Source organism: Paenibacillus shunpengii (assembly GCF_042684905.1).
In the GTDB taxonomy this organism is placed as follows: Bacteria; Bacillota; Bacilli; order Paenibacillales; family Paenibacillaceae; genus Paenibacillus; species Paenibacillus shunpengii.
Map to the genome: position 1 here is coordinate 386,933 of NZ_JBHUMJ010000002.1, position 12,603 is coordinate 399,535.

9 protein-coding genes are annotated in these 12,603 nt (G+C 49.1%); all 9 read left to right on the plus strand.

What is annotated here, in order from left to right:
* Window positions 1-28 precede the first annotated feature (28 nt).
* The gene (locus ACFSVM_RS01665; RefSeq protein WP_076312202.1) at window positions 29-463 is read left to right on the plus strand and encodes a helix-turn-helix domain-containing protein; all 435 of its coding nucleotides are present in this window, start codon (window positions 29-31) and stop codon (window positions 461-463) included.
* A 165-nt stretch (window positions 464-628) separates the two neighbouring features.
* Window positions 629-1,510, plus strand: a complete 882-nt coding sequence (locus tag ACFSVM_RS01670) for a metallophosphoesterase family protein (protein WP_076312201.1) — start codon at window positions 629-631, stop codon at window positions 1,508-1,510.
* Window positions 1,503-2,171 (plus strand): glycerol-3-phosphate responsive antiterminator, encoded by a 669-nt coding sequence (locus ACFSVM_RS01675; RefSeq protein ID WP_083655777.1) that lies wholly within the window; start codon window positions 1,503-1,505, stop codon window positions 2,169-2,171. The genes ACFSVM_RS01670 and ACFSVM_RS01675 overlap by 8 nt, the downstream gene beginning before the upstream one ends.
* Before the next feature lie 220 nt (window positions 2,172-2,391).
* Complete coding sequence (locus ACFSVM_RS01680; RefSeq protein ID WP_379260050.1) at window positions 2,392-3,720, plus strand: ABC transporter substrate-binding protein; 1,329 nt, start codon at window positions 2,392-2,394, stop codon at window positions 3,718-3,720.
* Window positions 3,721-3,738: 18 nt separating this feature from the next.
* Window positions 3,739-4,842 (plus strand): ABC transporter ATP-binding protein, encoded by a 1,104-nt coding sequence (locus ACFSVM_RS01685; RefSeq protein ID WP_076312199.1) that lies wholly within the window; start codon window positions 3,739-3,741, stop codon window positions 4,840-4,842.
* Between the two features lies 1 nt (window position 4,843).
* The gene (locus ACFSVM_RS01690; protein WP_076312198.1) at window positions 4,844-5,722 is read left to right on the plus strand and encodes a carbohydrate ABC transporter permease; all 879 of its coding nucleotides are present in this window, start codon (window positions 4,844-4,846) and stop codon (window positions 5,720-5,722) included.
* 108 nt (window positions 5,723-5,830) lie between these two features.
* Window positions 5,831-6,649, plus strand: a complete 819-nt coding sequence (locus ACFSVM_RS01695; protein ID WP_047913487.1) for a carbohydrate ABC transporter permease — start codon at window positions 5,831-5,833, stop codon at window positions 6,647-6,649.
* A 311-nt stretch (window positions 6,650-6,960) separates the two neighbouring features.
* Entirely contained in the window at window positions 6,961-9,258 is a 2,298-nt protein-coding gene (locus ACFSVM_RS01700; protein ID WP_379260053.1) for a glycoside hydrolase family 3 N-terminal domain-containing protein, read from the plus strand.
* Between the two features lie 5 nt (window positions 9,259-9,263).
* Entirely contained in the window at window positions 9,264-12,473 is a 3,210-nt protein-coding gene (locus ACFSVM_RS01705) for an alpha-mannosidase (protein ID WP_379260055.1), read from the plus strand.
* Window positions 12,474-12,603 lie beyond the last annotated feature (130 nt).

The following is a 12,603-nucleotide window of genomic DNA, read 5'->3' on the forward strand; positions in this document are numbered from 1 at the left end:
AGTATGAGGAGTAAAGGAATGAGTGTAAATGATCAAGACTGAAACCGCTTACCGAAGAGCTTTGGAAAAAATGAAGGATCATAAGGCTTATATTGCGAATGAGAAGCTGCGTTATCAGAGCAACGGTATGAGTAAAGAACAGACAGACCTGGCCCTTCGTCCACTGTTGTCTTTTAAAGAGGAGCTGGCCGAAGAGATTTATGACTATGAAATGATCAAGAAGGGATCATTTGGTCCGCTGGAGAGCATAACGGATCTCGGAAAGAATCTGATTGCATACCGGATCTTTATGAATATATCGCAGGCTGAGCTTGCCAGGAGATTAGGTGTGTCCGAGGCACAGGTATCAAGGGATGAACGCAATGAGTACAGCGGGGCTACAACAGAGAAGATTCAGTCCGTCATGAATGTCCTGGGACTAAGAACAACGATCAAGATTGAAACGAGTGTAATGCAAGCATAGGTTATTAAGCTAAACGGCGAATCTCCATTAAAGAGGAAGATTCGCTTTTTTTTTTTTCGTCACCTGAACCAAAATTTTTACATAAACAGCTATTGGATGTGATTTCCAGATAACATTCTCTTCCTATACTTGACCTAAGCAAACGCATAAGGAGAGTGTTAGAATATGAAGCTGGCGATCCTGGGAGATTTGCATTACCACGAAGCGGACGAGAGTACTGAGGCGTGGGTTACGGCAAGAGATGCGTTTTATAAAAAAATGCTGCACCATTTCATGAGCGCTGAAGCCGATATGCATATATCGCTGGGTGATCTTACGAATTTCGGTACAGAGAGAGAAATCAATGAAGTGTATGACATTATCGAACAATATGACGGAAGCTTCTTCCATGTGCTCGGTAATCATGATACCTATTCCCAGACCAAGAGGGATCTGCTCACTTTGACCGGACAAGCCCGCTACCAGGCACTTACGATGGACAAAGCGATTCTTGTGTTTCTGGATACGACTAGAGAGATGGATCTGACCAACTGGGGAGGCTGGATGGATGAGGAGCAGCTGAGCTGGTTTGAGAATGTCATTGTCAGCTCAGGCACGAAGCCGATGCTCGTATTTGCTCACCATCCGGTTCATTTGACGACAACGGGGTCAGATCGGGATAAGGGTTCAATCGACCCATCCATCGATATGTGGCGGATCTTAAGCAAGAAGCAGGGAACGGCTGTCTATTTTAACGGACATACACATGTGGATTCCATTACCAAGCAGAATAATTGGACATTTGTTCAGCTGTCCGCCTGCCTGGACGAGCATGCATTCCGGATGGTGGAGCTTGGAGACGATTATATCGACATCACGGCAGTCGACATTGAAGATGCTGAGCTTCCTAAGCAGCTCCCGGAAATTCATCTTCACATGAAGCATTTCTCCCCGTCCGTCCATGCAAGAGGAACAGAGCTTGAGAGAGGCTGCCGTGTGATGCTGACGAGTCAACAGGCTTCATTCGTATCTGCAGATACAGCAGCACCTGGTCAAGGTCATGTCTAAAGAGCAGACGAGTGCCGTTAAGCAGCCTTATGTAAAGAAGAGCCTGACAAGCACCAGGACAAGGGCTTCGGTCAGTACACTGCTTGAGCGGCTTGAAACTTATAGAAATGTAGCTTCCATTCGTGATGTCAGACAGCTGGAGACGGCACTTGAGCATAAAGACCGTTTAAGCTGTGTATTCCTGCTGACAGGAAGCATCGGGGTCATCAAGGGCTATGTAGATCTGTTTCGCAAGCACGAAATTCCGGTATTCGTGCATGTTGAGAAGATCGGGGGCTTATCCTATGATCAGCCGGGGCTGGATTACCTCGCGAATGCAATTAAACCGGATGGGATCATTACGACGAAGATTCAGGTGGTCAAAAAGGCACAGAAGCTTGGACTTTTGACGATTCAGCGCTTTTTCCTCATTGATTCGGAAGGGCTTGATAACATTGCCCAATCGCTGGATCAGGCACAGCCTGACGTCATTGAGATCATGCCGGCCCGTATTCCTGAAGTGCTGGGTAAAGTGAGGACGATGACAGAGCTGCCCATTATCTCAGGAGGACTGCTTACCGAGCGCAGACATGCCAAGGAATGTCTCAAGTATGGGGCAACAGCTGTTTCCTCGTCGAGCACCTCCATGTGGAAGGAAGCCTTTAACTTAACTCATGTTTAACAATTGCAATTAATACCGTTAACAATGAAGAGATAAGATAAGTGCAGGATGAAGAGACAAGCATCCACTTATATATAGACAAGTAAATAGCCAGTGGGTTGGAGTGATGGAGAAACCTGAACAGACCAGAGAGGCCTTGTATAGAGCCTTGAATGGTTTCGTTCAGGTTTCTTTTGTCATGTCCAAGAGCGGCTTTAAAACGATTAGGAGGAAATAGAAAATGAAAAGAAATAAAAGACGGGGGTTCTTATCACTCATGCTGGGAATGGCGGTTATGCTATCCGCCTGCGGCGGTGAATCCGGAGAAAGCTCGGCGACGAATGCGGGGGCAGGCTCGGCAAGTGCAAGTGAAGGCACAGGAGAGAAGATTCAGATCAAATACTGGTATGCCTTCGGAGACAAGATCGAAGAGGCGAAGCAGGAGCTGGTTAAACGCTTCAATGAATCCCAGGATGAGATTGAAGTCATCGCTGAATACCAAGGAAATTATGACGACCTGCATGCCAAGGTTCAGGCTGCATTTGCCGCAGGGGATGCACCTGCCGTTTCCGACCTGGAAATCGCATCAACTGCAACATTTGCCAGATACGGAATGATTCAAGAGCTTGGTCCATTAGCAGAGCAGGATGCTGAGGAAGTACAAATGGATGATTTTAACCCGGGCCTTATGGGAAATGCCTATGTAGACGATAAGCTGTACGGACTTCCCTTCATGCGCAGCACACCGATCATGTATATGAACGTAACTGTGCTTGAAGAAGCAGGCCTTGATCCTGCCGGACCAAAGAACTGGCAAGAATTCGAGGAATATGGACGTAAACTTAAGGAAAAATTAATCTCACTGATGACCATGCCGGTCGATATTTGGTTCTACGAAGGACTTGTTGCCCAATCCGGAGGACAAATTTTGGCTGAAGACGGTAAATCGGTACTGTTCAATTCCCCAGAAGGTGTTGAACCGGTGGAATTCTGGAAGAAGCTTGCAAACGAAGGCTTGATCAAAATCCCGGTAGGGGACGAGGCAGGGGCAACGGCTGACAAGGACTGGGCTAACCAAACGTCGGCATTCAAATTCGGTTCTACAGCAGGCGTAGCAGGAGCAATTGATATTTCAGAAGGAAATAATTTTGAGTTCGACACTGCCTTCATGCCGGCAAACAAATCCTATGGTGTACCAACAGGCGGTTGTCAGCTCGTGATGACGTCCAAGCTTACAGAGGAGGAGCAGGCAGCAGCATGGGAGTTCATCAAGTTCATGACAACGACGGAGAGCACCATCTATCAAAGTGAGCATGTAGGATACCTGCCAACTCGTCTGTCCGCACTGGAAACAGAAGAAATGCAGTCCCTGTACAAAGAATATCCGCAATATAAAGTAGCTGTGGATCAGCTGGAATATGCAAGACCTCGTCCAATGGAGACGGCTTATCCGGAAGTTGCACAAATCATGAAGAGCGCAATTGAAAAAACAATTCTCGATGCTAATGTGACGCCTCAGCAGGCGCTGGATGAAGCGGCTGAGAAAGCAAACGCGCTGCTCAGCAAATAAACGGGAGGTGGCTCTACTATGGGCAGAATTGAGCTGAAGGGAATCAGCAAATTCTTCAAGGAAGAAGAGGTTATCAAGGATTTGGATCTGACGATTCGGGACGGTTCCTTCACCGTCCTCGTCGGACCCTCGGGCTGTGGTAAATCGACGACACTACGAATGATTGCAGGTCTGGATGAGCAGACAAAGGGCGAGATCTGGATTGATGACATATGCGTCAACGGAGTGGCTCCAGGCAACCGCGATGTGGCCATGGTATTTCAGAATTATGCCTTGTACCCGACAATGAACGTGTATGACAATATCGAGTTTGGACTCGTCAATCGGAAGGTGCCGAAGAAGGAACGGGAGAAGCTCATCAAGGATATCGCTGAGATCGTGGGTCTCAGCGATTACATGAAGAAGAAGCCGGAGATGCTGTCCGGCGGGCAGAGACAGCGGGTAGCGCTGGCACGTGCCATGGTCAAGAAGCCGCAGGTGTTCATCCTGGATGAGCCGCTCTCTAACCTCGATGCGAAGCTGCGCCACCAGATGCGGACGGAGCTGATTCAGCTGCATAAACGGCTCGGCACGACCTTTGTATATGTCACTCATGATCAAGTGGAAGCCATGTCTATGGGGGATGAGATCGTTATTATGAACAAAGGCGTCATTCAGCAGGCAGCATCGCCGATGACGCTGTACAACGATCCGGCTAACGTATTTGCAGCCCAGTTTATTGGTACTCCGGCTATGAATGTGCTTCCGTACAAGGGATTCAAGCTTCATTCGGCACAAGGAAAATCACAGGACATAGCAAGCTTCGGCTTCCGGCCAGAGCATGCCCTCTTGAATCCACAGGATTCCTCGGAAGGTCTTCGCCTGGATGGAGAGATCATGACACGGGAAAGTCTGGGTGCAGAGAATATCTATCAGATTGGGTCTCCATTCGGCGTGTTCTCAATCAAGACCTTTCTAGAGCCGCTTGTACCGGATAACAGAGTCAACATTACGGTTCCGTATGAGCGCCTGTACTATTTTAATACCGAAGGTCAAAGACTGAAGCAGTATGAAATCAGGCAAGAGCATGAAGGGGCCAAGCCGAATGCTCCGGAATTGATCTCGATCGGTGGAGGGCTGTAGCATGACATCTCGTTTCTGGGAGAAGCTTAGACCTTATGGAATGATATCTCCATCGCTATTGATCTTTGGTGTGTTCTTTATTTATCCGATCTTTTATATGATCTATCTTAGTTTTTTTGATTGGAATTTTGTCAGTCCGACGAAGAATTATGTAGGCTTGCAAAATTTTTCGGATCTTTTGTCGGATTCAGAGTTTATGCAGGTTCTTCTGAATACGACAATTTACACCTTTGCCACCGTGGCACTGACACTCAGCTTCTCACTGTTGATCGCACTATGGCTTAACCGCTCGGGGCTGTTCTATGGGTTTGTTCAGGGCGCGATCTTCAGTCCGCATATTATTTCTCTGGTATCCATCTCCCTGCTGTGGAGCTGGCTGATGGATCCGGAATACGGGCTGCTCAACTGGGTTATCGGGCTGTTTGGAATGGCGCCGCTGGATTGGCTGTCGCATCCGGATACGTCACTCATGTCACTCATTCTGGTGGCCGTGTGGAAAGGGATCGGCTTTAATACACTTGTCTTTATCGCAGGACTTCAGAGCATACCGCCAAGTATCTATGAAGCCGCTGCACTCGATCGATCCAAGCCGCTGCGGACCTTCTGGAAGCTGACGCTGCCCATGCTGTCACCAACGCTATTCTTCCTGGCGATTATGAGCATGATCGGTTCGTTCCAGGTGTTTGAAACCATTGCCATTATGACGCAGGGCGGTCCGGTGAATTCGACCAATACACTCGTCTATTACATTTATGAATACGGCTTCCGCTTCTTCAAGATCGGTTACGCTTCTGCAGCGGGTGTCATACTGCTTATCATTGTCGGCTTGCTTACCATCATTTATTTCCGTATGTTATCAAGACGCGTCCATTACCGGTAAGCATGAGGAAGGAGAGGAAATGAAGTGAATGCAATAGATCCTACAGCTAGAACGAGGGAGACCGCGGGGAACACAGGCAGACAGCAGAGCTGGAGTGGGCTGAGCGCAATGAACAGCGTCCTGAAGGTCGTCAACGTCATCGGCTTGCTGATCCTGGTCCTGATCTTCGCACTGCCCTTTGCGTGGATGATCTCCACATCTCTAAAAACACTGCCGGAGACGATGATTTTTCCTCCGGATTGGATACCAAATAATCCGCAATGGCAGAATTTTATCCAGGCCTGGAACTCGGGTCCGTTTCTCCATTATTTTATGAACAGTGTACTCATCGCTGTCGGGATCTTGATTCTGCAAATGCTGACGATTATCCCTGCAGCCTATGCCTTTGCCAGATTTCAGTTCAAGGGCTCGGGTATTTTGTTCGGACTTGTAATGGTTACCTTGATGATTCCATCCCAGCTGATCTTTCTTCCCGTCTATTTGCAGCTCAGCTCCTGGAACATGCTGAATACCCATCTGGGTCTGATTCTGCCCTTTGCCTCCAGTGCTTTTGGCATCTTCCTGCTCCGTCAGTCCTTTAAACAGGTTCCCGAGGAGCTGATTGAAGCAGCCAGACTCGACAAGGCCAAGGAGTGGAAGATTATGTGGAAGCTGATGATTCCGATGGCACGTCCAGCACTGATCACCATTGCTCTGTTCAGCTTCATCAGTCACTGGAATGACTACTTCTGGCCGCTTGTCATGACGACGAATGAAACAGCAAGAACGCTGCCGCTCGGGATTGCGAAGATCCGACAGACGGAGGGAGTCGCGACTTGGAATATTCTTATGGCAGCCAATCTTATTCTGGTTCTGCCGATTCTCGTCGTCTTTTTCTTCGCCCAGCGTTCGATCATCAAGGCGTTTGTGTACAACGGTGTGAAATAGTTTAGCTAACTTTTGATAGATAATTGTATACATGAAACGACTATATCTAAATTGAAGTCCGGCTGACAGCCGGACTTTTTTTACGTTCCAGGATGTTACGTAATTTAGTTGTACTTGAGCAGCTGACTGGAATGGATCCACAACAATCGTGCAAGTGTGTTATTTTCGGCCCATATGTTATTTTTGCTCTTATCTTCTACAGTCAGATCAAAGCTGATATGGTGTTCGCAAGGATAGACCTCAAGGTCTCTCTTATAAGAATAGATTTGATGTGAATGCTGATGCGACAGACAAAGAGGAGATGAGCTGGCATGATGATCTATAAAGATGCAGCAAAATCGGTGACAGAACGTACGGAAGATCTGCTGAAGCAAATGACAATGGAAGAGAAGATCGGACAATTGGTGCAGCCGTTCGGCTGGAAAGTGTACGAGAACGCAGAAGGTCAGATTAATTTAACAGAAGAATTTCGCAGACAGGTGCATAAGGGCGGCATTGGCTCACTCTATGGTGTTCTCAGGGCAGATCCATGGACAGAGGTAACGATAGAGAACGGACTATCACCTGAGCTGGGGGCAGGAGCGGTCAATGAAATTCAGCGTTATGCGATCCAGCACTCGCGGCTCGGAATTCCGATCTTGTTCGGAGAGGAATGCTCTCATGGTCATATGGCCATTGGTGCAACTGTATTTCCCGTCCCTCTGTTAATCGGCAGCACGTGGAATACCGAGCTATACAGCAAGATGTGCCGTGCTGTTGCACTGGAGACGAGAAGTCAGGGCGGAGCAGTGACGTATTCGCCGGTGCTTGATGTGGTGCGTGATCCGAGATGGGGAAGAACCGAAGAATGCTTCGGTGAGGACCCCTATCTGATTGGTGAGTTTGCAGTGGCCTCAGTTAAAGGACTGCAAGGTGATTCACTCGATCAACAGACCTCTGTTGCGGCTACACTGAAGCATTTTGCCGGATATGGCAGCTCGGAAGGCGGAAGAAATGCCGGCCCTGTTCATATGGGGATGCGTGAGCTGCGAGAAGTTGATTTGTATCCATTTCGCCGTGCAGTCGAGGCAGGAGCCGCTTCTATCATGCCGGCTTACAATGAAATTGATGGTACACCGTGCACGTCGAATAAAGAACTGCTGAAGGACATTCTTCGCACAGAGTGGGGCTTCGACGGTATGGTCATCACCGACTGTGGTGCAATCAATATGCTGGCCTGGGGTCATGATACCGCGGAGGATGGTCTGTCTGCCGCAGCCCAAGCGATCACAGCCGGTATTGATATGGAGATGTCCGGGGAGATGTTTGCGAAGTATTTGGGAGAAGCCGTGGAGACAGGAAGGGTAGACATAGAAGTACTGGATCAGGCGGTGCGGCGGGTACTGACGCTGAAATTCAGGCTGGGTCTGTTCGATCATCCATATTGCGACCCCAAGAAGGCCGGGGAAGTCATCGGCAGCGCAGCGCATAAGCGGCTGGCAAGACAGGTGGCAGCCGAAGGAATCATAATGCTCAAAAATGAAGGCCAGGCTCTGCCGCTGTCAAGGACGAACGGTGTAATCGCCGTCATCGGACCCAATGCGGATCAAGCCTATAATCAATTGGGTGATTATACATCTCCTCAGCCGGATGGGGCTGTAACGACAGTGCTGGACGGAATCAAGGCTAAGCTCGCTGATCATCCCGAGCGGGTATTATATGCGCCTGGCTGCCGAATTCAAGGGGACAGCCGTGAAGGCTTTGAGGCGGCACTTGCCTGTGCGGCCCAGGCAGATACGGTCTTGCTTGTGCTTGGCGGGTCGAGTGCAAGGGATTTTGGAGAAGGGACCATTGATCTTCGGACCGGTGCTTCTGTCGTTACTGATACATGGAATGACATGGACTGTGGAGAAGGAATTGACCGGATGACCTTGACTTTATCCGGTGTACAGCTGCAGCTGGCGCAGGAGATTCATAAGCTTGGCAAGAAGCTGATCGTGATATATATTAATGGCCGCCCGATAACAGAGCCTTGGCTCGATGCACATGCGGATGCTATTCTCGAAGCCTGGTACCCTGGACAGGAGGGAGGACATGCTGCAGCCGATGTATTGTTCGGTGATGTTAATCCGTCAGGCCGGCTGACCGTTTCGATACCGAAGCATGTCGGTCAGCTGCCTGTACATTACCGGGGCAAGCGCTCACGCGGTAGAAGATATTTGGAAGAGGATAGTAAGCCGATGTATCCCTTCGGATATGGACTCAGCTACACCTCGTTTACATATAGCGATCTCCGTTTGTCTGCCTCCGAGATGTATATAGAGGATACGGTCGAAGCCGAAGTCATCGTAAAGAATACAGGAGATTGCCGAGGGGCAGAAGTCGTTCAGCTGTATATTTCGGATGCAGCAAGTCTGTATACAAGACCGAAGCTTGAGCTGAAAGGATTCCGCAAGGTAGAGCTTGAACCCGGTGAGGAGAGACGCATCACGTTTCCTATCGGACGCGGAGAACTGGAGTATGTTGGAGCAGATTATAAGCGGGTTGTTGAGCCCGGACTTTTTCACATCAGGATTGGCAGACATGTAGATGACACACTGACCACAGAACTTACTGTACTGGAGGGTTAAGCGAAATGCAGCGAATTCAAAGAATGATTCGGGAACTATCCGAGAGACAGTGGCTGGAGAGTACAGAGATTAACGATTGGGGAATGACGAGCACAACGTATCACATGCCTGGTGAATATGATGAGGAGACCTCCCTTCCAGAGGGGACAGCACTTACGCAGTTTCCCGGTCAGCACGGAATCACCTATTTCTTCAGAAAAGAGCTGGATTGGCCGGAGACTTGGGGGAAGGAAGGGATCGGCCTTGTGTTTAACGCCGGGAGCGGGGAAGGACTACTCAGAGTCAATGGGACTTCTTATCAGGGCTTGGACCGGAACCATACCTATGTGACACTTGACCCGGCATATGCCGGGAAGAATTCAAAGCTGGAATTAACGATTGAGCTCTATGATCCGATTCCAGAGCCGATTGACCCGCTAAACCATCAAGCGAACAGACCTGCACCGATCTCCAGCATAACCAGCCTGCTTGTAAAGGTGAATCGTCCAGTTCAGAGCTTAATGTATACCCTTCGAACACTACTGGGCACGGCACAGCAGCTGGCGGAGAGTGATATGCGGAGAGTCAGACTGCGTGAAGCGATGTACCGGACGCTGGATGGCTATCTCGGAATGAGTGAAGCCGACATTCGTGAAGGAAGCCGGATAAGGGAGCTGGAGGAGCAGCTCATTGCTCTAGTGAAGCAGATCGGTGGAAGTGCGGAAGGGATAGAGCATATGGTCGGTCAGTCACACATTGATATTGCCTGGCTGTGGCCGGTCAGGGAAACGGTACGCAAGACGAGCCGAACCTTCTCCACCGTAGATCGATTGATGGATGAGTACCCTGAGTACCAATTTGCACAGAGTCAGCCGATCCTGTATCAATTCCTGAAGGAGCATGACCCTGAACTGTATGAACGTGTTAAACGCCGCATTCAAGAAGGCCGCTGGGAGCTGGTCGGGGGGATGTGGGTGGAACCGGATCTGAATATTCCGAGTGGTGAGTCACTGATGCGGCAGATGCTCTATGGACAGCGATTCTATGAACAAGAATTCGGACGTACTTCGGAGATCGAGTGGCTCCCTGATACGTTTGGTTATTGTGCCTCCTTGCCCCAGATTCTGCAGCATGGCGGTATTCGCTATTTCATGACGACCAAGCTGAACTGGAATGACACTAATGTATTTCCGTTTGACCTGTTTCAATGGGTCGGTATTGATGGTACACCGATGCTCTCTTATCTCAATCATGGATTGAATGAGGATACATCGCCGAAGGATATCGAAGAGCACTGGCAATCTTATCGGCAGCGGGCTGTTCATCCACAGCAGATGCTTCTCTATGGACATGGAGACGGAGGAGGCGGCGTAACCCGGGAGATGCTGGAATACATGGACCGCAGTGAGCTGCTCGTTGGACAGCCGGAGGTTCGGTACAGTACTGCTGCAGCATTCTTCCAGACGACGGAAGAGGCCCGGCACCGGCTTCCCAAATGGCATGGGGATTTATATCTGGAGCTGCACAGAGGTACCTATACGACTCATGCCAGGAATAAACGGGCTAACCGAAAGGCAGAAGTTCTGTATAGAGAGGCTGAAGTATGGCACAGCCTGAGTAAGCTGGCAGGGGGAGATCATAACAATGGTCATATCGAATCCGTGAATTTGGAGCAAGGGTGGAAGCTGATTCTGCTGAATCAATTCCATGATATCATCCCTGGCTCTGCCATTACGGAAACTTACGATACCTCTTCTGAGGAGTATAAACAGATTTTTAACATCGGCTCGGAAGTGTTAGCTGAACGTTTGCGGCAAATCGCAGAGCACGTTTCACTTGATGGAGCTGGAATTCCCTATATCGTATGTAACAGTCTTGGATGGGCCAGAAATGCGATCGTGGACCTTGATGTGCATGGTGCAAATATGATTCCTTATGATGAGACAGGTCAGGTTCTGCAATATGAACGGAATGAGCAGCCGGATGACGAGCAGGAGGAGCAGGATGATCAGCCGGATAGCGAGCAAGAGCAGGATAAGCAGCAGAAGGAGCAGGGACAACCAGCTTCGCGTCTACATGTGCTTGTGAAGGATATTCCAGCCTTTGGTTATCGAACCATTTGGTTGAAAGAACAAGGAATCGCGACGGGGGACGACCTTGCTCAGGAACAGGCAACATCTCAACCCGCGGAATTCCCTGATCAATGGGAAACGGCCTATTATTCCGTGACATTTGGAGCAAATGGAGAAATAACAAGTCTATGGGATAAGGATGCCGCACGTGAAATTGTAAGGCCAGGAGAGCAACTCAACCGATTGGAGCTGTATCACGACCGGCCGACCTATTGGGATGCTTGGGATATTGATCCTCGGTATGAACAGCAGAAGGCGGATGATCCGATCCTGGTCCATCGACAGCTGCTCAGTCATGGCAAGGTACAGGACATATTCCGGTTCACTTGGAAGCTGAGCCAGTCGACGATTCGGCAGGACGTTATTTTTTATCATCACGACAAGCGTATTGACTTCAAGACCCATGTGGAATGGAATGAAGCGCATAAGCTGCTCAAGGCTGCTTTCCCAGTGCAGGTCGTGACCAACAAGGCGGTATTCGAAATTCCTTTCGGCACCATTGAGCGTTCAGTTCATCGGAATACGAGCTGGGAACAAGCCCAATTCGAGGTGTGCGGACATCGCTTCGTTGATCTGTCAGAGCATGGATATGGTGTCAGTCTGCTGAATGACTGTAAATACGGATATGACATTCAGGAGAGCACGATTCGATTGTCTCTCTTGCGGGCTCCGAAGTGGCCGGATCTCACAGCGGATTTGGGAGAGCATAGCTTTACCTACTCTCTATATCCGCATCTAGGAAGCTGGCAGGAGGCAGGGACGCTCCGCAAGGCAGCAGAGCTGAATACGGATATTCAGTTGAGTAAGGCACGCTCCAATGCTTCTTCCGGTACTTTGCCGGAAAGATATTCATTGCTTCCATTTCAAAGTCAGCATGTCATTCTGGATACACTCAAACCGGCAGAAGACGGCACGGGGTGGATTGTCAGAATGTATGAAGCTTCTGGAGGAAATGGACAGGCACGCCTTACCTGGCCTGCCAAGCTGAGCGAGGTGTTTGAATCCGATGCACTGGAGAAAGAACGGAGTATGCTGAGTCATCAGGAGGGAGTCATTGATCTCAGCTTCCGGCCTTATGAAATTAAGACGATAAAAATGAAATAGTCTTGGACAGTATCTTCGACCATGTTAAGTTAATTTCGGGTCGAAGATATTTTTTTATATTTTTTAATAAACATGTCACTTAATTTCACACCGTAAAATCGCTTACAAATAAAATGAGGTAAATTATATG

Bases quoted from the DNA above. Each gene is read 5' to 3' on its own strand.
- ACFSVM_RS01675 (WP_083655777.1), top strand. From the start codon at position 1,503: ATGTCTAAAGAGCAGACGAGTGCCGTTAAGCAGCCTTATGTAAAGAAG.
- ACFSVM_RS01680 (WP_379260050.1), top strand. From the start codon at position 2,392: ATGAAAAGAAATAAAAGACGGGGGTTCTTATCACTCATGCTGGGAATG.
- ACFSVM_RS01685 (WP_076312199.1), top strand. From the start codon at position 3,739: ATGGGCAGAATTGAGCTGAAGGGAATCAGCAAATTCTTCAAGGAAGAA.
- ACFSVM_RS01705 (WP_379260055.1), top strand. From the start codon at position 9,264: ATGCAGCGAATTCAAAGAATGATTCGGGAACTATCCGAGAGACAGTGG.
- ACFSVM_RS01700 (WP_379260053.1), top strand. From the start codon at position 6,961: ATGATGATCTATAAAGATGCAGCAAAATCGGTGACAGAACGTACGGAA.
- ACFSVM_RS01670 (WP_076312201.1), top strand. From the start codon at position 629: ATGAAGCTGGCGATCCTGGGAGATTTGCATTACCACGAAGCGGACGAG.
- ACFSVM_RS01695 (WP_047913487.1), top strand. From the start codon at position 5,831: ATGAACAGCGTCCTGAAGGTCGTCAACGTCATCGGCTTGCTGATCCTG.
- ACFSVM_RS01665 (WP_076312202.1), top strand. From the start codon at position 29: ATGATCAAGACTGAAACCGCTTACCGAAGAGCTTTGGAAAAAATGAAG.
- ACFSVM_RS01690 (WP_076312198.1), top strand. From the start codon at position 4,844: ATGACATCTCGTTTCTGGGAGAAGCTTAGACCTTATGGAATGATATCT.